Here is a 24,112-nt window from a genome sequence, read left to right on the forward strand (position 1 = left end):
AACGATGGAAAATATAAAGATAATCATCGCTTCTGATTCAATTGGAGAAACTGCTGAATTAGTATCAAGAGCATGTATTTCTCAATTCAATCCAAAGGAATGTAAACATGAATTTTTAAGGTATCCTTATATCGAGACAAAAGAGGACATTGATGAAGTTATTCAAGTAGCAAATGACAGAAATGCAATTATAGTTTATACGTTAGTTAAACCAGAAATGAAAACTTATATGGAAAGTAAGATAGGTACTAATAAGTTACGTTCTATTGATATTATGGGTCCATTAATGGGCTATTTGAAAGATGCTTTTGAAGAGAATCCATATAATCAACCTGGTAGAGTCCATCGTTTAGATGACGCTTATTTTAAGAAAATTGATGCGATTGAGTTTGCGGTAAAATATGATGATGGAAAAGACTCTAAAGGATTACCTAAAGCGGATATAGTATTAATTGGTGTTTCAAGAACATCAAAAACTCCTTTATCTCAATATTTAGCCCATAAAAGTTATAAAGTGATGAACGTTCCAATTGTACCTGAAGTAACCCCACCGGACATGTTATTTGACATTGACTCATCAAAATGCATCGCTTTAAGAATTAGTGAAGAAAAATTAAATCGTATTAGAAAACAACGTTTGAAACAGCTTGGATTAGGTGATTCAGCTAGATACGCTAATGAAATACGTATTAAAGAAGAGATTAAATACTTCGAAGATATCGTAGACAGAATTGGATGTGCAGTCATTGATGTATCTGATAAAGCAATTGAAGAAACAGCTAATGATGTTATTAATATAATCGAAAGTCAATCAAAATAGTTTTAATTTATCTTTAGACAAAGTATAATATTATGACTACAATTTATAGGTGATATATATTGCGTATTGAACAATCAGTAATTAATGAAATTAAAGATAAGACCGATATTTTGGATCTAGTAAGTGAATATGTAAAATTAGAAAAAAAAGGACGCAATTACATTGGTTTGTGTCCTTTTCATGATGAGAAGACTCCTTCGTTTACTGTATCTGAAGATAAACAAATTTGTCATTGCTTTGGTTGTAAAAAAGGTGGTAATGTCTTTCAATTTACTCAAGAAATAAAAGATTTATCATTTGTAGAGGCTGTAAAAGAGCTAGGAGAAAGAATTAACATTTCAGTTGATATTGGTAATAGTAGTGACTATACAAGTCAAATAGCATCGAATGATTTAACAATGATTGAGATGCATGAATTAATGCATGAATATTATCAATATGCTTTACTTAAGACAGTAGAAGGTGAAGAGGCATTAAATTATCTAACAAAACGTGGTTTTACTGAAAAACTTATTAAATCACGTGGTATTGGTTATGCGCCTAATCATACTCACTTTTGTCATGACTTTTTACAACAAAAAGGTTATGATATAGAACTCGCGTACGAAGCTGGTCTTTTATCACGAAATGAAGAAAATTTCAGCTATTTTGATAGGTTTAGAGATCGCATTATGTTCCCTTTAAATAATGCTCAAGGTCGTATTGTGGGCTATTCAGGTAGAACATATAATAATCAAGAACCTAAATATTTAAACAGTCCGGAAACACCCATATTTCAAAAGAGAAGATTATTATATAATCTTGATAATGCTAGAAAGTATATACGAAAAAATGATGAAGCCATTTTATTAGAAGGATTTATGGATGTAATTAAATCCGATTCATCAGGACTAAAACCGGTCATTGCAAGTATGGGAACAGCTATATCAGATGAACACATTACTGTTCTAAAAAAACTAACATCTCATATTACTCTAATGTTTGATGGTGATTTCGCTGGTCAAGAAGCAACAATTAAAACTGGGCAACACTTTTTACAACAAGGATTTAATGTTTTTGTTGTTCAATTACCTAAAGATATGGATCCAGATGAGTATATAACTAAATATGGTAATGAAAAATTTCTTGAATATGTAAATAATGAAAAGAAATCATTTATCATTTATAAAGTAAATAAACACAAAGATGAAATTGCTAATAATGACTTAGCTTATGAACGTTATCTTAAAGAAGTTACCCAAGATATTGCATTAATGAATTCTCAAATTTTGCAGAATAAGATAATCAAAGATGTAGCACATATATTTAATGTTGATTCTAATACTCTAAATAGCAATGTGTTGAATCAACAACAATATATTCCTAGCGAACCTCATTTTAACGATTATCAATCATATGATAGTGAAATACAAAATAATACAAATAATTTATTTAGTCATTTATCAAAACATGAAAGTGCTGAAAGAGCCTTACTTAAACATTTTATGAATGATAAAGACTTATTCTTAAATTATCATAAGCAACTTGAAAGTGATGACTTTGATAATCAATTTTTCAAACGTATATATAGTGTTTTAGAAGATTTTTACGCTGAAAATGACAGTTATACAATTAGCGATATGATACTTTACACAGATAATGATAATTTGAGAGATGCAATAATCGCTTTGGATAATTATGATTTAAATCAAGAGCCTTATGATAGTGAAATAGAAGATTACATGAATGTCATCAATGAATCAAAGTATGGAGATACACTTGAAGAATTAAATCATAAATTACGTGAAGCGACACGGATAGGCGACGTAGAATTGCAAAAATATTATTTGGAACAAATCGTTAATAAAAATAAAGCTCGTATGTAACTATTATTATAAAAACTGCTATAAAATTGCATACTTTAATAAATCATATAAATAGTATTTCTATTTAATAACCATTATTGTATAATGGTTATTATGCGTTTTTAACGGGTAGATATGGAACATAAGTAACATTTAATTAATGTGATGCCGTTTAAATATAATTGATATTAAACATTCAAATATTGAATATGAAATGTTACCATTATTATGAATTTTTATTAATACTTTTCTTATTATATTGAAATATTATATAATTAAATATCTTGTTTCAAAGCATATATTACTATTGGGAGGCCTTTTCATGTCTGATAACCAAGTTAAAATTAAAAAACAAACAATAGATCCGACATTAACATTAGAAGATGTTAAGAAACAATTAATCGATAAAGGTAAAAAGGAAGGTCACCTTAGTCATGAGGAAATAGCCGAAAAATTGCAAAATTTCGATATGGATTCTGATCAAATGGATGATTTCTTTGACCAATTAAATGATAATGATATTAGTTTAGTAAATGAGAAAGATAGCTCAGATACTGATGAAAAATTAAACCCAAATGATTTAAGTGCTCCTCCAGGTGTCAAAATTAATGATCCTGTAAGAATGTACTTAAAAGAAATTGGCCGAGTTAATCTACTAAGTGCTCAAGAAGAAATTGAATTAGCTAAACGAATTGAGCAAGGTGATGAGATTGCTAAGTCTAGATTAGCTGAAGCTAATTTACGACTAGTTGTAAGTATCGCAAAAAGATATGTTGGACGTGGCATGTTATTCCTTGATTTAATTCAAGAGGGCAACATGGGATTAATAAAAGCTGTTGAGAAATTTGATTTTAGTAAAGGTTTTAAATTCTCCACTTATGCAACTTGGTGGATTCGACAAGCAATTACAAGAGCGATTGCCGACCAAGCACGTACAATTAGAATTCCAGTTCACATGGTTGAAACAATTAATAAGTTAATACGTGTTCAAAGACAATTATTACAAGATTTAGGTCGTGATCCTGCACCTGAAGAAATCGGGGAAGAGATGGATTTACCTCCAGAAAAAGTACGTGAAATTCTTAAAATTGCTCAAGAACCAGTATCATTAGAAACGCCAATAGGTGAGGAAGATGATAGTCATTTAGGTGACTTCATTGAAGACCAAGAGGCACAAAGTCCATCTGACCATGCAGCTTACGAACTTTTAAAAGAACAATTAGAAGATGTTTTAGATACGCTTACTGACCGTGAAGAAAATGTTTTACGCTTAAGATTTGGTTTAGACGATGGTCGAACAAGAACACTTGAAGAAGTTGGCAAAGTCTTTGGTGTTACACGTGAAAGAATTCGTCAAATTGAAGCAAAAGCACTAAGAAAACTTAGACACCCAAGTCGAAGTAAGAGATTAAAAGACTTTATGGATTAATTTTAATAATTCGAGTTACAACTTTATTTATTTTCAATGCTCATAGAGTACTTAACGTTTAAAATTTTGAAATATTCATTTCAATTAATTAGTTAATTTGTAGCATTTACTAATTAAAGATTCTATTATCTACCATGATGATTCAATTCTATTTTAAACGGTACTATATTGAGCTAAAGAGAATTTTAGGCTGAGACACTTAACTTTGTCCCAGTCTCTTTTTATAGTAAAGGAGATACCTATGATAACTTTAAATCAAAGATTAACTTCTGTTTGCAATTACATTGTTCCTGGAAAATTGGCTGACATTGGTTCTGACCATGCATATCTTCCAATTTATGCAATTCAAAATAATTTAATCTCTAGTGCTATTGCTGGAGAAGTTATTAAAGGTCCATATGAAGCAGCACGAAAAAATGTATTAGTAAATCAACTTAATGATGTAATTGATGTTCGATTAGGGGATGGATTGAGTGTTATAAGCAAAAGCGAATCAATACAGAATATAACTATTTGTGGTATGGGCGGTCCGTTAATTGCTAAAATATTAAAAGAAGGAAAAGAGCATCTAGTTCAAGGTCCTAGACTAGTTCTACAAAGTAACATTCAGACTGAAGCATTAAGATATACTTTAATGTCTATCAACTATCACATTGTTGATGAGATTATTATGGAAGAAAAAGGACATATTTACGAAATAGTTGTAGCTGAATACAATACTACTAGTGAAAATTTGAATAATAAAGAATTAAAATTTGGACCTAAGCTATTACAAAAGAAAAATGAAATTTTTTATAAGAAATGGAATCATGAATTAGAAGCACTTAAACATATTCGCAATCAATTGAATTCAGAATCACATCATGAGAGACTTAAAGAAATAGAGAATGATATATCATTAATTACTGAGGTGTTAAATTATGAAGATTAAAGAGTTAATGTCTATTGTTGATAATCACGTTCCTCTCAAAACAGCAGAAAGTTGGGACAACGTTGGATTACTTATAGGTAATAATGAATCTGAAATCAATGGTATTTTAACTACTCTGGATTGTACCGACTCAATTGTTAACCAAGCAATAGATAATGGTTACAACACGATTATCGCTCATCATCCACTCATTTTTAAGGGTGTAAAATCAATTATTGATGATGGTTATGGACAATTAATTCAAAAAATTATTCGTCATGATATTAACCTCATTGCTCTACACACGAACCTTGATAACCACGTTAATGGTGTAAACCAAATGCTAGCTAATAAATTAAAGTTAAACAATATACAATTTTTAACACAAGAAAATGAAACCTATTTTAAAGTTCAGACTTATATACCTAAGGAAGATATAGAAACCTTTAAAAATAGCCTTGATCAAGTAGGACTTGCAAAAGAAGGTAATTATGAATATTGTTTTTATGAAACTGAGGGTCGCGGTCAGTTCAAACCTGTGGGTGAAGCTAAACCATATTTAGGTCAAATAAACAATATTGAATACGTGAACGAAGTTAAAATTGAATTTATGATTAAAGATAGTCAATATGAATTAGCTGAAAAAGCAATTATTAGCAACCATCCTTATGAAACGCCAGTTTATGATTTTATTAAAATGACTAAAACTGCTAATTATGGACTTGGTAAAATCGGGAATATGGAAGAAGCAATGCCATTAGCTGAATTTGTGAAATTTGTGAAAAAGCAGCTTGATATACCTAGTGTTAGATATACTGGTGATTCTGATAAACTCATTCGAAATGTAGCAATCATTGGTGGCTCTGGAATTGGATTTGAATCACTTGCCTTTAATAAGGGTGCTGATATCTTTATAACAGGGGACGTTAAACACCATGATGCACTTGATGCACAGACTAACGGCATAACCATTTTAGATATTAATCATTATAGTGAATATGTAATGAGAGAGGGACTGAAAGATTTATTGAAGCATTGGTTAAATACTGAAAATGTAAACTTCCCAATTGAAGCTTCTAATATTAATACAGACCCATTCAAATATAGCTAAAAAAATTTAATCAACATCAATTGAATATTTTAAGGAGGCCTAATCGATGGCAACTCATCCATTTGAGTTATTTAATTTAGACTCAAAACTTATAGAAGCAATTAAAGATTTAAAATTTGAAAAACCAACTGAAATTCAAAATAGAATAATTCCTAGAATTAAAAAAGGAGTTAATTTAATAGGTCAATCTCAAACAGGTACAGGGAAATCGCATGCATTTTTATTACCGTTAATGGATAAAATAGACGTTGAAAATAAAGAACCTCAATCTATCGTGGTGGCACCTACAAGAGAATTAGCACAACAGTTATATCATGCAGCAAGCCATCTAGCTACTTTTAAACAGGGCGTTAAAGTTAGTTTGTTTATTGGTGGTACAGATATTGAAAAAGATAGACAGCGTACAAGTAATCAACCACAATTAGTAATAGGAACACCAACTAGAATTAATGATTTAGCTCAAAGTGGTCATTTACATGCGCACTTAGCATCTTATCTTATAGTGGATGAAGCTGATTTAATGATTGATTTAGGATTAATTGAAGATGTAGATTTAATTGCATCACGCCTTGATGAAAATGCACATATAGCTGTCTTCAGTGCTACTATACCTAAATCCTTACAACCATTTTTAAATAAATATCTTAGTAATCCTGAGTATGTAGAAGTTGATTCTAAATCTCAAAATAAAAAAAATATCGAATTTTATCTAATTCCAACTAAAGGTACTGAAAAAGTAGATAAAACACTTCAATTAATTAATATTTTAAATCCGTACTTATGTATTGTATTTTGTAATAGTAGAGATAATGCGGATGAATTAGCTAATTCATTAAATGCAGCCGGTATTAAAGTTGGCATGATACACGGTGGTTTAACACCTAGAGAACGTAAGCAACAAATGAAACGTATACGTAATTTAGAATTTCAATTTGTTATCGCAAGTGATTTAGCTTCTCGAGGTATAGACATTGAAGGCGTTAGTCATGTTATTAATTTTGACGTACCTAAAGATATTGACTTCTTTACACACCGTGTGGGTAGAACAGGTAGAGGTAATTATAGAGGTGTGGCAATAACACTTTATAGTCCGGATGAAGAACATTTAATCACACTAATTGAAGATAAAGGCTACCATTTTGAAAATGTTGATGTGAAAAATAATGAATTAACACCAATTAAAGCACATAATACTCGACGTAAGCGTGTAAGAAAAGACGATCACTTAACGAACGAAGTGAAACATAAAGTGCGAAGTAAGACTAAAAATAAAGTCAAACCAGGTTATAAAAAGAAATTCAAACAAGAAGTCGAAAGAATGAAGAGACAAGAAAGAAAACAATTTAGTAAAAGACAAAATAGACAACAACGAAAAAAAAATAATAAGGGTTAGGTGAAAGCAATGTTACTTGGGTCACATGTTTCTATGAGTGGTAAAAAGATGTTAGAAGGTTCTGCAGAAGAAGCACACAAATTTGGTGAGTCTACATTTATGATATATACTGGCGCACCTCAAAATACAAGAAGAAAGAGCATAGAGGATTTAAATATCGAAAAAGGACATGAAGCCATGGATAAATATGGTTTATCTAATTTAGTCGTCCATGCTCCATATATTATAAACATCGCTAACACTACTAAAACGGAAGTCTTTCAATTAGGGGTAGATTTCCTTCAAAATGAAATTGAACGAACACAAGCTTTAGGTGCTAAAGATATTGTTCTACATCCTGGTTCACATGTTGGCGCTGGTGCTGATAAAGGTATTCAACAGATTATTAAAGGTTTGAATGATGTTTTAACTCATGATAATGATGTGCGCATCGCTCTAGAAACTATGGCTGGAAAAGGATCTGAAGTTGGACGAAGTTTTGAGGAAATCGCACAAATTATTGACGGGGTTACTCATAATGATCGATTATCAATCTGTTTCGATACATGTCACACTCATGATGCTGGATATAACATTAAAGAGGATTTCGATGGTGTATTAAATGAATTTGATAAAATTATTGGCTTAGATCGAATAAAAGTGGTTCATGTTAATGATAGTAAAAATGAGCAAGGTGCTCATAAAGATAGACACGAAAATATAGGATTCGGTCACATTGGATTTGACGCATTAAATTATGTAGTACACCATGATGTTTTCAAAGATATTCCTAAAATTTTAGAAACACCCTATGTTGGTGAAGATAAAAAAAATAAGAAACCACCTTATAAATTTGAAATAGAGATGTTAAAAGCACAACAATTTGATTCAGAATTAAAATATAAAATTCTTCAGCAATAATTATTATTAATTGGAAGTTGAATCAAATATTAATATTTAAGGCTATGATGTAATAAAACAATAGCGGTATAACCTTAAAAGGCGTTAAACCATAACTCTTCACAGACTTAATAATTTTCTCAGGAGTGATACAATTAATTTTACAATAATTCAGTATCGCTCCATTTTATTATCTATTAAATCAAGTCGTAAACATTACTATTTACAACTTCTAAACTTAACTGTATAGTATTAAACGAGGTGAAATAATGAATCAACCTGTTTTTGAATTAAAAAATATCGATTATCAATTTGATAATAAACAAGTTTTAGAAAATATTAATATACACATAAATAAAGGTGAATTTTTAGCAATTGTGGGTCCCAATGGAGCAGGTAAGTCTACTTTACTAAAAATCATATTAGGTTTGCTTCCGTTGCAAAAGGGCGAAATATATATAGATGGTAAATCATATAAAAAGCAAAATCAATCTGCTTTAAAGATAAGTTACGTATCACAAAAAGCTACAGCTTTTAATGCTGGATTTCCAGCAAGTGTTAAAGAAGTGGTACTTAGTGGTCTTACTAAAACAAAAAAGTTATTTCAAAAGTTTAATAAAAAAGATGAAGCACTTGTCGATGACGTTTTAACTAGATTAAATATCAATCATCTTATCAACAAGAATATTGCAGAACTTTCCGGCGGACAACAACAGCGTGTATTAATTGCGAGAGCTTTAATCTCCAATCCATCTGTCTTAGTTTTAGATGAACCTACAAATGGTATTGATGCAAAACATGTAAGTGAATTTTATGAAACGCTTGAAAGATTAAAAGATGAAGGTATAACGATTATATTAGTAACACATGACATTGGCGTTGTAGCTGATACAGCAACAAAAGTAGCATGCTTAAATAAACATTTACATTTCCATGGATCAACCGAGGACTTCAAAAAACTAGACGAAGTTGAAATTTCTAAAATTTATGGTCACCCCATTAAATTTGTAGATCATCAACATAATAGAGAATGTTGTGAAGTTTAAAATTTAATATATTAGGAGTAACAAAATGAATGTATTAATTAAACAAGTGAGTGGTGATATCTATGATTGAAGCGTTATTAAATTTCGACTTCATGAGATATTCATTACTTAGTGGTATTTTAATTGGATTTATTGCACCTTTAATTGGTGCTTTTATAGTTGTAAGAAGATTATCTTTGATTGCAGATGCGCTTAGCCATGTTACACTAGGCGGTATCTCATTTGGCATGTTTATACTAACTTTGTCACCCGCACTAACTATTATTAATCCGATGTGGTTTGGTATATTATATGCTATTGTAGGTGCGCTTTTAATTGAAAAGTTAAGAACATCATATTCTAACTATCAAGAGATTGCCATACCAATTATTATGAGCGCAGGGATTGCACTAAGTGCCATTTTTATTTCTCTTGCAGATGGATTTAACCAAGAAATTGTAGGTTTACTATTTGGTTCCATAAGTGCGGTCAGTCTTAGTGATTTATTAACGGTTGTAGTTATAGCAATTGTCGTTGTTTTATTTATTACTTTATTTTATAAAGAATTATTTATACTTTCATTTGACGAAGAATATAGTAGAGTTGTAAATATTCCTAAATGGATTCAATTTTTATTTATAGTTATCGTGGCTATGGTAATTTCTGCTTCAATGAGAGTGGTTGGCATACTTTTAGTCAGTGCATTAATAACATTACCCATTGCTATAGCAATGAGAATAACTAAAGGTTTCAAACAATTAATCATCTTAAGTGTCATAATTGGCGAATTTTCAGTTATAATGGGCCTTGTTTTAGCATTTTATATGAATATTTCACCAGGTGGTGTTATTGTAGTACTATTAGTTTTATTATTAGGACTTACAATGTTATTCCAAAAATCAATTGTAAGACTTAAAAAGGGGCAATAACTTATGAATACAAATGATGCAATTAAAATTTTAAAAGATAATGGTTTGAAATATACTAAGAAACGTGAAGATATGATTAATATTTTTGTTAAAGAAGATAAATACATTAATGCAAAACATATTCAACAACAATTAGACAAAGATTATCCAGGTATCTCTTTCGATACAATTTATCGTAATTTACATTTATTTAAAGACTTAAAAATTATTGAGAGTACTGAATTAGATGGTGAAATGAAATTTAGAATTGCTTGTATGAATCATCACCATCATCACTTTATTTGTGAAAATTGTGGTGATACTAAAGTTATTGATTTTTGCCCAATTGATCAAATAAAGGTGTATCTACCTAATGTAGATATTCACACCCATAAACTAGAAGTTTATGGCGTATGTGAAAAATGTCAAAATCAAAACTCAAATTAAAATTTTTTGAATTATAAATATCAATTGTTTTTGCTAATACACTTAAATAATTTAAAAATGAATTATTGTAAAACAAAATTGCAAATATATATTAGCAATCTAAACTGAGAAAGTGTTAATTGTGGCTTTCTCAGTTTTTTTGAGTCAGTCGACTGAAAATCCCATTAAAGAATTAATAGATTAACAAAATAGAAAACAAATCATATTTTAATTCAATTTAACAATCTTAAAATTAAATGTAATTAAAAAATTTTGATATACATAGGTCAAAAGTAGGAATTATTTAAAAATAAACAATTATTGTTTGTAATTATGTTTAAAAGTTATCATTTTGAGTTATATTATAAAAGTAAGTTGATAATAAGCGTATTAATATTAGTTGCAAGCAAATATTTTGTTGCTTAGTTAATAACTTGTTATTATAAATATAACGAATTTTTAGGAGGATGATTAATTATGGCTTTTGAATTACCAAATTTACCATATGCAGCAGATGCATTAGAACCACACATTGACAAACAAACTATGGAAATCCATCATGACAAACATCACAATACTTATGTTACCAAATTAAATTCTGCAGTTGAGGGAACAGATCTTGAATCTAAATCAATTGAAGAAATTGTTGCTAACTTAGATAGTGTACCTGAAGATATTCAAACAGCTGTTCGTAATAATGGTGGCGGACACTTAAATCACTCATTATTCTGGGAATTATTAACTCCTAATTCTGAAGAAAAAGGTGCTGTTGTTGATAAAATCAAAGAACAATGGGGCTCTTTAGATGAATTTAAAAAAGAATTCGCTGACAAAGCAGCAGCTCGTTTCGGTTCAGGTTGGGCATGGTTAGTTGTTAACAATGGTCAATTAGAAATTGTTACTACACCTAACCAAGATAACCCATTAACTGAAGGTAAAACACCTATCTTAGGTTTAGATGTTTGGGAACACGCTTATTACCTTAAATATCAAAACAAACGTCCAGATTATATTACTGCTTTCTGGAATGTTGTTAACTGGGAAAAAGTTGACGAATTATACAATGCAACAAAATAATTCTATATTTCCTAATTAATATGTGGCCTCTATGAGAGGCCACTTTTTTTATTAAAATGATGGTAATATGTTTAATTTTCATATATCATTTATGAGTAAACATGTTTAATAATTGAGGTAGGTTATCTTGCTTAAAAGATTAAAGGAAAAGTCTAATGATGAAAAAATAAAGCACACAATGAATAAACGAATAAGTTTTGTGTTTGGTGCTATTGTAGTTATATTTGGAATTATAGTTTTAAGGTTAGGATATTTACAAATTGCGCAAGGCTCCCATTATAGCCAACTAGTAAAAAACGATGAAAACATAACTGTAAATGAATCTGTTCCTAGGGGAAGAATTCTTGATAGGAATGGAAAAGTATTAGTAGATAATGCTTCTAAACTAACGATTACATACACAAGATCTAGGAAAACAAGTCAAAAAGATATGCTCGATACTGCAAAAAAATTGTCATCTCTTATTACTATGAAAACTGACAAAATTACTGAAAGAGATAAACAAGATTTTTGGATTCAAAAACATCAAGATGAAGTAGACAAATTAATGAAAAAAGAAACTTCAATGTTAAATGAAGGTAGTATTACCCAAGATCAATATGATAAACAATTATATAAAAAAGTTGGAGACAAACAAATTAATAGTTTATCAAAAAAAGACTTGCAAGTTTTAGCAATTTATCGTGAAATGTCTGCTGGTTCTACCATGAACCCGCAAACAATTAAGAATGAGGATGTAAGTGAAAAAGAATATGCTGCAGTGTCACAGCAACTTGATAGTCTTCCAGGTATAAATACAACTATGGGTTGGGACCGACGCTATCCTTATGGAGATACATTAAGAAGTATATTTGGTAGTGTATCTACATCAAGTGAAGGTATTCCTAAAGAATTGACCGAACAATATTTAGCTAAAGGTTATTCTCGAAATGATAGAGTTGGTAAATCTTATTTAGAATATCAATATGAAGATATTTTACGTGGTAAGAAAAAAGAAATGAAATATACTACTGATAAATCTGGAAAAGTCATAAACTCTGAAGTAATCAATCCTGGGTCTAGAGGCGATGATTTACAGTTAACAATTGATATAGACTTACAGAAAAAAGTAGAATCTTTATTAGAAAGTCAAATCAAGACGTTACGCAATCAAGGTGCTAAAGATATGGATAACGCGCTTATTGTAGTGCAAAATCCTAAAAATGGCGATATTTTAGCTATGGCAGGAAAACAAATCGATAAAAATGGTAAGCTAACAGATTATGATTTAGGAAACTTTACTGGTCAATTTGCAGTTGGTTCTTCAGTAAAAGGTGGAACCCTATTAGCTGGATATCAAAATAATGCGATTAAAGTTGGCGAGGAAATGATAGATGAGCCACTTCATTTTAAAGGTAGATTAACAAAACGCTCATACTTTAATAAAAATGATAAAGTCAGAATTAATGATAAAGAAGCATTAATGCACTCTTCAAACGTATATATGTTTAAAACTGCTCTTAAATTAGCCGGAGATCCTTACTATAGTGGAATGGGCTTACCTACAGATATAAGTGAAGCTGGCCAGAAATTAAGAAAGGGACTTAATCAAGTCGGATTGGGAGTTAAAACAGGTATTGACTTGCCAAATGAAACAATAGGTCAAATTGAACCATTAACAAACAATTCAGGCAATTACCTTGATTTATCAATTGGTCAATATGACACATATAGTCCAATTCAATTATCACAGTACGTTTCTACAATAGCTAATGATGGTTATAGAATTCAACCGCACATTGGATTAGCAATTCATGATGCTACAAATAGTGATGACATAGGACCTGTTAAACAAAAAATCAAAGGTAATGTATTAAACAAAGTAAATAATTCTGAAGATGAAATTAATGAAGTTCAAAAAGGGTTTGAGATGGCATTCAATAAGCAAGATGGAACAGGTTATTCAAGTTTCCACAAAACTAAAGTACCATCTGCAGGAAAAACAGGTACTGCTGAAGTATTCCAAGATGGTGAATCTAGAGTTAATTCAACATATATAGGTTATGCACCTATCAAAAATCCTAAACTATCATTCTCGATTGTATATACAAATCAACCTGTCCCACCACCATGGTTAAATGGTGGAGACCTAGGAAGAGATGTAATTAATTATTACTTTGACGATAAAAAATAACTATTTTACTTTTAATGAATTGAAATTTTTTAGAGCATCAAAAATAATACTTTTCAATTTTTAAACTAAGTGGTATGATTATAAAGTCGTATTTAAAAAAGGTAAGGAGGATTTAACATGCGCGTAAATGTAACATTAGCTTGTACAGAATGTGGAGATAGAAACTACATTTCTACTAAAAACAAAAGAACTAATCCTGAACGTGTTGAAATGAAAAAATATTGTTCACGTGATAATAAACACACTTTACACCGTGAAACTAAATAATAACTCATCTAAAGAGTTTGTTTCAAAAATAATATTATAAGACTACATTGCTAATTTGCAGTAGCCGACTTGAGCCGAAAAACGCTAAAATTGCGTTTTTCGGCTCAAGTCATCCTTACAGGGGCAAGACTATGAATCCATAATGGATTCTGTCTAGCTCCTTTTTTATTTCATATAAATGACATCATCTTTTAATAACGTTATAATATATATAGTGTCTAGAGAGTGGGGATGTTATGAGTAAAAAAGAGATTAGAAAAGAAATATTATCTCAAATGAAACAATTAGAAAAAGAACACAAACTTCGTGCAGACGCATGGTTGAAGAATCAATTAATCAATAATACTGAATATAAAAACGCGAAAAGAATAGGTATTGTTTTATCTATGCCTCATGAAGTAGATACTTATCCCATCATCGATACGATGTTATCTGATGATAAAAAAGTCTTTGTTCCTAATACAAACTACAAATTGAAAGAAATGAATTTTAAACAGTTACTATCTTTAAACCAACTTGAAAAGGATGAAAAAGGCTTATTATATGTTAATGATGACACTGAAATTACTGATCAATTAGATTTAATTGTTGTTCCTGGAGTTGCTTTTAGAGATGATGGTTATCGAATAGGTTATGGTGGAGGATATTATGATCGCTTCTTAAGTGATTCAAATGCCAATACTATTAGTTTAATTTATGACCTACAATTAACACAGTTTGATATCGAATCCCATGATCAACCTGTTGAAAAATTAATAATTTTCAATACTTAAATTTTGGAGGAGTTAATGGATACAGAAAAATACTTCTGGAAGTCTATCTATTATTTTATAAAATATTACAATTATCACATTGTAAATATTGATAAAAATGATAGTGAAATTTGGCTAATACATAAAAAGAAAAACAAGCTAGTGATATTTAGGAAAGATATCGCTTCTAACCAAGAAATTCAGTTTGATAAAGCTAAAATGTTGGATAATTATCAACAATATGAGGATGACCTCAATTTTAAATTAAAAAGCGTTAAATATTATTATTTCACAGATCAAATATTTGATAATATCAAATCCGCTGACTCTAGTCCCATTAAAATAGAAAGCATGAGTATTTTAAATAACAATGATTTACATAAATTGATTCATAATAATATATTAACTAAATTAATGTTTAGACAAGATAACAAACTATCAAATTACTATAAGCGACGTTTATTGTCACAAAACCCAATTGATAAACATATTTTGCGTTTTACACCTATGACATATGGGTTAATCATAATTAACGTTTTGATATGGCTAATAATGATTCTTTATCTTAATCATTTTTCCGATGTTAAATTGTTAGATTTAGGTGGATTAGTGCACTTTAACGTCGTTCATGGCGAATGGTATCGTCTTATAACATCCATGTTTCTACACTTTAATTTTGAGCACATTTTAATGAATATGCTATCATTATTTATTTTCGGTAAGATAGTCGAATCTATAGTCGGCCCATTAAGAATGTTAGGGATTTATGTAATTTCTGGTTTACTCGGAAATTTTATTTCACTATCATTTAATCTTCATACTGTATCTGTAGGTGCTAGCGGAGCTATTTTCGGGCTAATAGGCTCAATTTTTGCAATGATGTTTGTAAGTAAGACCTATTCTAGAAAAACAATTGGTCAAATGTTAATCGCATTATTAGTGCTAATTGTTTTATCATTATTTATGTCTAATATTAATATTATGGCTCATCTAGGAGGATTTATTGGTGGTGTTTTAATTACTTTAATTGGTTATTATTTCACACACAATCGTAATTTATTTTGGATTTTCTTAATTATATTGCTTGTTTTGTTTGTTGCATTACAGGTAAGAATTTTTACTATTAAAGAAGAAAATATTTATGATAAATTAATTGAGGATGCTATATTAGACTATAATTATAAAGAGGCAAGTTCAATTGTAAACCATACAATTGACAAAGGTTATGATGACGATCGAACCTATTATTTAAAGGGGCTTATAACAGCAACTACAAGTTCTAGAGCAGAGGGCATGGCGGATTGGGAACGCGGTTTAAAAAACCATCCAAATTCTGGTCTTTTGAACTATGAACTTGCAATTGCTAATAGAGCACTTGATGATAATGAAAAAGCACTCAAATATGTAAAAAAAGCTTTAACTATTAATTCTGACAATAATGATTATAAAAATTTAAAAAAAGAGTTGGATCAATCAAATGAATCGAGAAATTAAAAATTTCTATGATGTATTACAGCTTTTAAAGCGTTATGGATTTATTATCTATTTTAAAAATCCAAACGATATGTATGAAATGATGCTACAAGAAATAAAATCATTATATCATTACGAACTATTATCTAAAGATGAATACCTAAAATGTATTTTAATAATTAACCAAAGAAGGAATGAGCATAAATGAAAGATATTATTTTAGCAGCAGATATTGGTGGGACAACTTGTAAACTTGGAATATTCAATGGCGAACTCGAACAACTACACAAATGGTCTATTAAAACAGATACGTCTGACCACACGGGCAAAACATTATTAAAGAATATCTATGATTCATTTAACGAAACACTCTCAACTCACCAATTAAAAATTGATGATGTCATTGGTGTTGGAATTGGTGTACCAGGGCCTGTTGATTTTGAAACTGGCATTGTTAATGGGGCAGTTAATTTGCATTGGCCAGGTAGTGTAAATGTTCGACAAATGTTTAGTGAATTTATTAACTGTCCTGTTTATGTTGATAATGATGCTAATGTAGCGGCATTAGGAGAAAAACATAAAGGTGCAGGTCAAGGTGCTGACGATGTAGTTGCTATAACATTAGGTACCGGTTTAGGCGGAGGTATTATCTCTAATGGTGAACTTGTTCATGGTCATAATGGATCAGGTGCAGAAATAGGTCACATCAGAACTGATTTTGATCAACGCTTTAATTGTAATTGTGGTAAATCAGGTTGTATAGAAACTGTTGCTTCTGCTACTGGTGTCGTTAATTTGGTTAATTTTTATTATCCAAAATTAACGTTTAAATCATCAATATTACCGTTAATAAAAGACAATAAAGTTACAGCTAAAGCCGTATTTGATGCCGCTAAAGCAGGTGATCAATTCTGTATCTTTATTACTGAAAAAGTGGCAAACCACATCGCTTATTTATGTAGTATTATTAGCGCAACAAGCAACCCCAAATACATCGTTTTAGGTGGAGGTATGTCAACAGCTGGTTTGATTTTAATCGAAAATATTAAAACTGAGTACCACAACTTAACATTCACTCCCGCTCAAAAAGATACTGAAATTGTTCAAGCTCAACTAGGTAATGATGCAGGAATAACTGGTGCAGCAGGGCTAATTAAAACATATATATTAGAAAAGGGTGGTGTTAAATAATGGCAATTGTTGATGTAGTTATTATTCCAGTTGGAACTGAAGGACCTAGTGTTAGTAAATATATTGCAGAGATACAAATGAAATTAGAAAGTTTTAAACAAGAAGGAAAAATTGATTATCAATTAACCCCAATGAATACTCTAATCGAAGGGGATTTAAAAGACTTATTCGAAGTAGTACAAGCAATCCATGAATTGCCGTTTAATAAAGGTATTGATAGAGTTTGTACAAACTTACGTATAGATGATAGACGCGATAAATCTCGTAAAATGAATGATAAACTAAAATCAGTTCAAAAACATATCGATAATCAAGGAGAATAATATGAAAATCTCAAGCTTAACTTTAGGATTGGTAGATACTAATGCATATTTTATTGAAAATGAAGAAAGTGTTATATTAATCGATCCTGCTGGTGAATCAGATAAGATTTTTAAAAAATTAAATCAAATTAACAAACCATTAAAAGCAATTTTATTAACACATGCGCACTTTGATCATATTGGTGCATTAGACGATGTCGTTAATAAATATGAAGTACCTTTATACATGAATAAAGAGGAGTTTAGTTTTCTAAAGGATCCTGATAAAAATGGTTCTGCTAAGTTTAAGCAATATGGTATGCCTTTAATTACTAGTGACGTCAAACCAAACCAATTAGATGAAGGTGAGTCCAATATTGAAGGATTTAAATTCAATGTACTGCATACTCCTGGTCATTCTCCTGGAAGTTTGACGTATGTATTTGAGGATTTCGCAGTAGTCGGTGACACGTTATTTAACAATGGTATAGGTCGTACTGACTTATATCGCGGTGATTATGAAACACTGGTTGATTCTATTAAAGATAAATTATTTGAATTAGAAGGCGATTTACCATTATTCCCTGGCCATGGTCCATATACAACAGTCGATGATGAGCAATTAAATCCATTTTTAGATGGCCAATAAAATAAAGTAATTTCTTCACCTCTTACGTTTATATATGTAGGAGGTGTTTTTTTGAAACTATTATTCAGAGAGATAGTTAATAAAGCTATTTCAAAAAATGCGAGCGACATACATTTTATCCCTTCAGTTGATGAAGTTCATATTAAATTTAGAATTAATGATTATCTTGAACTTTATGAAATATTCAACTTAGATGTATATCAAAAATTATTAGTTTTTATGAAGTTCAAATCAGGTTTGGACGTTTCATCTCAACAATCCGCTCAAAATGGTCGTTATACTTATCAATCTAAATCTACTTTTTATTTACGGATTTCAACATTACCTTTGTCTTTAGGTGTAGAAAGTTGTGTAATTAGGATAATTCCTCAATATTTTCAAGCAAAAAAAGAATATAAAGAATTTAACGATTTTAAACACTTAGTAAATAAAAAACAGGGATTAATTCTATTAACTGGACCCACAGGATCCGGAAAAAGTACTCTGATGTATCAAATGGTTCTACATGCATATAAAGAATTAAATCTTAATGTTATCACTATCGAAAACCCAGTTGAGCAATTACTAAAAGGCATTACCCAAATATCAATAAATAAAAAGGCAGGTATAGACTACATAAGTTCATTTAAAGCTATATTAAGATGTGATCCTGATATTATTTTAATAGGTGAAATAAGAGACGCAGAAGTTGCTAAATGTGTTATTCAAGCTAGTTTGAGTGGACACCTTGTATTATCAACCATGCATTCTACTAATTGTAGAGGTGCATTACTTCGATTACTTGAGATGGGAATTTCAATTCAAGAATTAACTCAATCTATCAATATCATTTCTAATCAAAGATTAATAACGACTACTCAGAATGAGCGTCGGTTAATTTGTGAAACAATAGATAAAAAGCAGATACAATATTTCTTCGAGCATGAACAAACAATGCCACTTAATTTTAATAATTTAGAACAGCAATTAAATTTATTATCTAAAGAAGGAACAATTTGTGAAGATACTGCAAGTAAATATTTTTAAATTGTCATCTAAGAATTTAACGAGTGCACAAATGATTCACTTACTTGAAACACTGTCAAACTTATTAAAAAATGGCTTCACACTTTTAGAGAGTTTTGAGTTCATCAACCTATATTTCAAATACAGAGATAAAGAATTAAAAAATAAAATCATAGCATCTATTAAATCAGGTGAAACATGTTATGAAGTGTTAAATTTGATAGGTTATCCAAATTCAATTACAACTCAAATCTATTTTTCACAAAAATATGGAAATTTAGAAGACGCTTTAGAGGAGTCCATCAAATATTTAAAGACAAATTTATCTGCAAAGCAGCAAGTAATTAAAGCTGTTCAATATCCACTCTTATTATGCTGTATTTTTATGTGTATGGTAGTAGGGTTAAACTATACTGTCATTCCGCAATTTGAACAACTATACATTTCTATGGATGTAAATTTATCATTTTACCAGAAATTCTTAACTTCAATGATTACTTCTCTTCCTGCTTTTATTATCTTTTTCATTACTATTTTAATTTTAATCTTTGTAATTTTAACCATAGTATTATTACGAATAGAAACTTCTAAAAAAATAATTATTTTATCATCAATACCTTTGTTTAATAGCTATTATAAAATTTTTAAAACTTATCAAATATCTAATGATTTAAGTCTATTTTATAAAAATGGCGTAAGTTTACAGGACATTGTTACAACATATATTAAACAAAATGATAATGAATATTTAAGGTTTCTAGGGGAGTTTTTAATGGATAAAACTAATAGTGGTGAAACTTTAGCAAATAGTTTAGCTATGATGCCGTGTTTTCAAAAAGACTTAATTAAATTTATAAAGCAGGGAGAAAAAAGTGCCAAATTAGATATAGAACTTAAAATTTACTCAAGTATTTTAATTAATAGATTTAAAGAAAAATCACTTCTTCATACAAAAATCATTCAACCAATTATTTTTCTGTTTCTAGGCTTGTTCATTGTTAGTTTGTATTTAGTAATTATGTTACCAATGTTTCAGTTAATGCAAAATATTAAATGATAAGGAGTTTAATATGAAAAATCACTTTGAAAATTTAAAAAAATTAAAAGCTTTTACTCTAATAGAAATGTTATTAGTATTACTAATTATCAGCGTATTACTAATATTAATTATTCCAAACATTGCAAAACAAACAGCACATATCCAGTCCACAGGTTGTGAAGCTCAAGTCAAAATGATAAATAGTCAAATAGAAGCATATACATTAAAACATAATCGTACACCTTCTAATATAAATGATCTTATCAATGATGGCCTTATAAAAGAAGGACAAAAACAATGCAGATCGGGAGAAACTATTACAATATCTAATGGTGAGGCTATTGCGAACTAGTCAATTTACTGCGTTTACTCTTCTTGAAACATTGCTTACCTTATTAATTTTAATAATTATTATTATGATTTCCCCAAGCATTTATACTAAAACTAAATTAGATTTAATCGAAAGTGAATTAAAAGTAAAAAATATCATCACCCAATTAGAGTATATAAAATCAAAAGCAATTGCTGAGAACCAATCAATTACAATTGTGTTTAGCAAACAAGCCACAGAAATGAATATTATTGAACAAAATGGAAATAAATACAAATTAGGATTATTTGGCACTAAAATTATTTCAGTTGCAAAAGTACACACCATAACATTCAATAATGAAGGTAAAATTAATCATTTTGGATCAATCATTTTGAAAGCTAAAGAGAATATTTACAGAGTAATTTTTAACATTGATAAAGGAAGGATAAGATTTGTTAAATTATCAAATTAGGGGAAGTTTATTAATTGATAGTTTATTAGGTTTTTTGATTCTAACTTTTATTACTTTAATATTCTTACCTCTATTACAACAATTAAATTTCAATCTACGTAATCAATACGAAATTTTAGATATGAAAAGTGCTATTATCACAAGCCAAAAACATTATAATATTAAAGAATTAAAGAAGGGGATTACTATAGGAAAATATGAAATTAAAATTTATAAAAATACGATATGCAATAATAATAATTTATCTAAGAATAAGGTCTGTGTTCAGCTCAGTAACTAAAGGATTTACTTTTATAGAAATGCTAATATCCTTATTAATTACTATAATCATTTTAACTATAATACCCCATCTATTTCGTTTGACTGATACATACTTAAGTGCGGCCTATGAATTTGACCAATTAGAATATTCATTTTTTCAATTGGACCTTAATAAAATGACCAATTCTAAAGCAATTTCTTTAAAATTAATTGATGAACATTCAATTTTACTTAAACAACAGAATCAAAATAGTTTCATTAAATATCAAAATCAAAAAATTATTTTTATAAGTAATAATAGAGGGAATATTACACTACTAAATAATGTTTTAAATGCGAGGTTCATTTCTAATCACAAAGGAATTATAGAAGTGTTTTTAAGGATTGGAAGTAGGGAGAATTTCTATGACAAAACACTTTATTTATAACTATAAAGGTTTCATAAGCATCTATACTATGCTCATATTTATCATATATTTATCAATCATCTCTTTTTATACAACTCAATATAGTTTAAAATTGAAGACAATTCATAACATTAGTAGTTATTATGATTTGAAGATAAATCAACTATTTTAAAAAGGGTGATGCAATTGAATAAAAAAAAAACACCAATTATTCTTATCGGCTTTATGGGCACAGGTAAAAGTACTATTGGAGAATACTTATCATTAGAAAATCAATTAAGTTTTATAGATTTAGATGTATACATAGAAATAAAAGAAAATAAAAAAATACCAGATATCTTTGAAGAAGTTGGAGAAATCGGTTTTAGGAAAATTGAATATAACTACTTAATTGAATGTACAAAAAAATACGATGTTATTGCAACAGGTGGTGGTGTTATCGAATATAATGAATCACTAAATCATTTGAAACAGTATAAATACATTTTTTGGCTAGATTGTGACATAGATGTTATCTTCAAGAGAGTAATAAACGATAATCATAGACCAAATGCAATTGATAAATCCAAAAAACAGTTAAATAACTTGTATTTATCAAGGATTTCAAGATATAATGAAATCGCATTCATGAAAGTGAATAGTGATAAAACAATCAGAGAAATTTATAATGAGATTATAAATTATCTTACTTGCGGTTGATCAGTATTAGAGAGAATAAAAATATATTACTTAAATTTAAGTATAATAATTTTTATCGCCGAAGGTGCAAGTTAACTACTAAACTCTCAGGCAAAAGGATAATACTGCTACGCATTCCTGGATTAAGTGTATAAACAGGGTAGCTATCTGCTACTCTGTTTTTTATAAAAATTATAGGGGGTTTTCTAATGACAAGCGAATTAAAAAAAACACCATTGTATCAAAATTATGTTGACAGTGGTGCAAAAATAGTAGAATTCGGTGGATGGGCAATGCCTGTTCAATTTACAAGTATCAAAGAAGAACATAATGCAGTTAGATATGAAGTAGGTATGTTCGATGTAAGCCATATGGGAGAAATCTCTATAAAAGGCAATGATGCTAGTAAATTTGTCCAATACTTACTTTCAAACGATACTAACAACCTTACTGATACTAAAGCTCAATATACTGCTTTATGTAACGAAGAAGGCGGTATTATTGATGACTTAGTAACATACAAAATCGGCGACAAAGATTATCTACTAATTGTTAACGCTGCAAATACAGATAAAGATTTTGCCTGGGTACAAAAACATGCACCTAAATTTGATGTTGAAGTATCAAATGTATCTGATCAATTCGGTCAGTTAGCTGTTCAAGGTCCTAAAGCAAGAGATTTGGTAAACGAGTTAGTTGATATAAATGTAAGTGAAATGAAACCATTTGATTTCCAACAAAACGTTACTCTATTTGGAAAAAATGTTATCTTATCTCAATCTGGTTATACAGGTGAAGACGGATTTGAAATCTATTGTGAAGCAAAAGACACAGTAGACATTTGGAACGGCTTCATTGAATATAATATAGTTCCATGCGGTCTCGGTGCACGTGATACATTAAGATTAGAAGCTGGCCTTCCATTACATGGTCAAGATTTAACAGAATCTATCACACCATATGAAGGTGGAATTGCTTTTGCTGCTAAACCACTTATTGAAGAAGACTTCATCGGTAAATCAGTGTTAAAAGACCAAAAAGAAAATGGTTCAGAACGTAGAACTGTTGGCTTAGTGTTACTTGATAAAGGTATTGCAAGAACTGGTTATCCTGTTTTAGACCTTGATGGTAACGAAATTGGGGAAGTTACTTCAGGAACACAAGCACCATCTTCAGGTAAATCAATCGCTATGGCAATTATTAAGCGAGATGAATTTGAAATGGGACGAGAATTATTAGTTCAAGTACGTAAAAGACAGCTTAAAGCTAAAATTGTTAAGAAAAACCAAATTGAAAAATAATTAAGGG

General features: G+C 29.6%; 26 protein-coding genes, 1 pseudogene and 1 riboswitch. All 27 genes and pseudogenes read left to right on the plus strand.

The genetic code is table 11. The annotated features are described in order from the left end of the window. Positions 1–4: 4 nt before the first annotated feature. The 27 genes and pseudogenes from BDW31_RS05570 to gcvT all read left to right on the plus strand — a co-directional run bounded on the left by BDW31_RS05570 (position 5) and on the right by gcvT (position 24,105). The gene (locus tag BDW31_RS05570; RefSeq protein ID WP_053024511.1) at positions 5–820 is read left to right on the plus strand and encodes a pyruvate, water dikinase regulatory protein; all 816 of its coding nucleotides are present in this window, start codon (positions 5–7) and stop codon (positions 818–820) included. Between the two features lie 59 nt (positions 821–879). Then, positions 880–2,685 (plus strand): DNA primase, encoded by a 1,806-nt coding sequence (gene dnaG, locus BDW31_RS05575; RefSeq protein WP_110709309.1) that lies wholly within the window; start codon positions 880–882, stop codon positions 2,683–2,685. 301 nt (positions 2,686–2,986) lie between these two features. Next, a complete protein-coding gene (gene rpoD, locus BDW31_RS05580; RefSeq protein ID WP_011275651.1) occupies positions 2,987–4,093 on the plus strand; it encodes an RNA polymerase sigma factor RpoD in 1,107 nt (368 codons plus the stop codon). Between the two features lie 241 nt (positions 4,094–4,334). Further along, positions 4,335–5,024, plus strand: a complete 690-nt coding sequence (locus BDW31_RS05585; RefSeq protein ID WP_053024507.1) for a tRNA (adenine(22)-N(1))-methyltransferase — start codon at positions 4,335–4,337, stop codon at positions 5,022–5,024. Further along, positions 5,014–6,114: a Nif3-like dinuclear metal center hexameric protein gene (locus tag BDW31_RS05590; protein WP_037550648.1), complete on the plus strand. Its 1,101-nt coding sequence runs from the start codon at positions 5,014–5,016 to the stop codon at positions 6,112–6,114. Before BDW31_RS05585 ends, BDW31_RS05590 begins: the two co-directional genes overlap by 11 nt. A 46-nt stretch (positions 6,115–6,160) precedes the next feature. Further along, positions 6,161–7,507, plus strand: a complete 1,347-nt coding sequence (locus tag BDW31_RS05595; protein WP_053024504.1) for a DEAD/DEAH box helicase — start codon at positions 6,161–6,163, stop codon at positions 7,505–7,507. 9 nt (positions 7,508–7,516) lie between these two features. Continuing rightward, positions 7,517–8,407: a deoxyribonuclease IV gene (locus BDW31_RS05600; protein WP_053024501.1), complete on the plus strand. Its 891-nt coding sequence runs from the start codon at positions 7,517–7,519 to the stop codon at positions 8,405–8,407. Positions 8,408–8,655: 248 nt separating this feature from the next. Continuing rightward, positions 8,656–9,432: a metal ABC transporter ATP-binding protein gene (locus BDW31_RS05605; RefSeq protein WP_037536591.1), complete on the plus strand. Its 777-nt coding sequence runs from the start codon at positions 8,656–8,658 to the stop codon at positions 9,430–9,432. Between the two features lie 62 nt (positions 9,433–9,494). Further along, positions 9,495–10,357, plus strand: a pseudogene (locus BDW31_RS05610) (metal ABC transporter permease). Next, the gene (locus BDW31_RS05615) at positions 10,344–10,766 is read left to right on the plus strand and encodes a Fur family transcriptional regulator (protein WP_053024497.1); all 423 of its coding nucleotides are present in this window, start codon (positions 10,344–10,346) and stop codon (positions 10,764–10,766) included. Before BDW31_RS05610 ends, BDW31_RS05615 begins: the two are co-directional and overlap by 14 nt. 456 nt (positions 10,767–11,222) lie before the next feature. After that, the gene (locus BDW31_RS05620) at positions 11,223–11,822 is read left to right on the plus strand and encodes a superoxide dismutase (protein ID WP_053024495.1); all 600 of its coding nucleotides are present in this window, start codon (positions 11,223–11,225) and stop codon (positions 11,820–11,822) included. Positions 11,823–11,949: 127 nt separating this feature from the next. After that, positions 11,950–13,995 (plus strand): peptidoglycan D,D-transpeptidase FtsI family protein, encoded by a 2,046-nt coding sequence (locus BDW31_RS05625; protein ID WP_110709311.1) that lies wholly within the window; start codon positions 11,950–11,952, stop codon positions 13,993–13,995. Positions 13,996–14,112: 117 nt separating this feature from the next. Then, positions 14,113–14,262 (plus strand): 50S ribosomal protein L33, encoded by a 150-nt coding sequence (gene rpmG / locus BDW31_RS05630; RefSeq protein WP_011275661.1) that lies wholly within the window; start codon positions 14,113–14,115, stop codon positions 14,260–14,262. A gap of 236 nt (positions 14,263–14,498) precedes the next feature. After that, on the plus strand, positions 14,499–15,035 hold the full coding sequence (locus BDW31_RS05635; protein ID WP_037550637.1) for a 5-formyltetrahydrofolate cyclo-ligase: 537 nt from the start codon (positions 14,499–14,501) through the stop codon (positions 15,033–15,035). Positions 15,036–15,050: 15 nt separating this feature from the next. After that, on the plus strand, positions 15,051–16,508 hold the full coding sequence (locus tag BDW31_RS05640) for a rhomboid family protein (RefSeq protein WP_037550635.1): 1,458 nt from the start codon (positions 15,051–15,053) through the stop codon (positions 16,506–16,508). Beyond that, complete coding sequence (locus tag BDW31_RS05645) at positions 16,492–16,695, plus strand: YqgQ family protein (protein ID WP_037550632.1); 204 nt, start codon at positions 16,492–16,494, stop codon at positions 16,693–16,695. Before BDW31_RS05640 ends, BDW31_RS05645 begins: the two co-directional genes overlap by 17 nt. Further along, entirely contained in the window at positions 16,692–17,678 is a 987-nt protein-coding gene (locus tag BDW31_RS05650) for an ROK family glucokinase (RefSeq protein WP_037550630.1), read from the plus strand. The genes BDW31_RS05645 and BDW31_RS05650 overlap by 4 nt, the downstream gene beginning before the upstream one ends. Continuing rightward, a complete protein-coding gene (locus tag BDW31_RS05655) occupies positions 17,678–18,001 on the plus strand; it encodes an MTH1187 family thiamine-binding protein (protein ID WP_011275666.1) in 324 nt (107 codons plus the stop codon). The genes BDW31_RS05650 and BDW31_RS05655 overlap by 1 nt, the downstream gene beginning before the upstream one ends. Before the next feature lies 1 nt (position 18,002). Further along, positions 18,003–18,629 (plus strand): MBL fold metallo-hydrolase, encoded by a 627-nt coding sequence (locus BDW31_RS05660; RefSeq protein ID WP_037550628.1) that lies wholly within the window; start codon positions 18,003–18,005, stop codon positions 18,627–18,629. Positions 18,630–18,680: 51 nt separating this feature from the next. Then, positions 18,681–19,655: a competence type IV pilus ATPase ComGA gene (gene comGA, locus BDW31_RS05665; RefSeq protein ID WP_110709313.1), complete on the plus strand. Its 975-nt coding sequence runs from the start codon at positions 18,681–18,683 to the stop codon at positions 19,653–19,655. Further along, positions 19,627–20,691 (plus strand): competence type IV pilus assembly protein ComGB, encoded by a 1,065-nt coding sequence (gene comGB / locus BDW31_RS05670; RefSeq protein WP_053024492.1) that lies wholly within the window; start codon positions 19,627–19,629, stop codon positions 20,689–20,691. Before comGA ends, comGB begins: the two co-directional genes overlap by 29 nt. A 13-nt stretch (positions 20,692–20,704) precedes the next feature. Continuing rightward, positions 20,705–21,025, plus strand: a complete 321-nt coding sequence (gene comGC / locus BDW31_RS05675) for a competence type IV pilus major pilin ComGC (protein WP_011275670.1) — start codon at positions 20,705–20,707, stop codon at positions 21,023–21,025. Next, positions 21,006–21,458 (plus strand): competence type IV pilus minor pilin ComGD, encoded by a 453-nt coding sequence (gene comGD / locus BDW31_RS05680; protein WP_226956186.1) that lies wholly within the window; start codon positions 21,006–21,008, stop codon positions 21,456–21,458. The genes comGC and comGD overlap by 20 nt, the downstream gene beginning before the upstream one ends. Further along, positions 21,439–21,738 (plus strand): hypothetical protein, encoded by a 300-nt coding sequence (locus BDW31_RS05685; RefSeq protein ID WP_053024491.1) that lies wholly within the window; start codon positions 21,439–21,441, stop codon positions 21,736–21,738. Before comGD ends, BDW31_RS05685 begins: the two co-directional genes overlap by 20 nt. Beyond that, positions 21,656–22,147: a prepilin-type N-terminal cleavage/methylation domain-containing protein gene (locus BDW31_RS12945; protein ID WP_037550614.1), complete on the plus strand. Its 492-nt coding sequence runs from the start codon at positions 21,656–21,658 to the stop codon at positions 22,145–22,147. The genes BDW31_RS05685 and BDW31_RS12945 overlap by 83 nt, the downstream gene beginning before the upstream one ends. Before the next feature lie 159 nt (positions 22,148–22,306). Further along, positions 22,307–22,825, plus strand: a complete 519-nt coding sequence (locus tag BDW31_RS05695; protein WP_110709315.1) for a shikimate kinase — start codon at positions 22,307–22,309, stop codon at positions 22,823–22,825. Continuing rightward, a riboswitch (glycine riboswitch) is annotated at positions 22,822–22,937 on the plus strand. (Overlaps the previous gene by 4 nt.) Before the next feature lie 76 nt (positions 22,938–23,013). Continuing rightward, entirely contained in the window at positions 23,014–24,105 is a 1,092-nt protein-coding gene (gcvT, locus tag BDW31_RS05700) for a glycine cleavage system aminomethyltransferase GcvT (protein WP_110709317.1), read from the plus strand. Positions 24,106–24,112: the final 7 nt, after the last annotated feature.

The sequence above is a fragment of the Staphylococcus sp. AtHG25 genome, from assembly GCF_003217445.1.
GTDB lineage: Bacteria > Bacillota > Bacilli > Staphylococcales > Staphylococcaceae > Staphylococcus > Staphylococcus haemolyticus.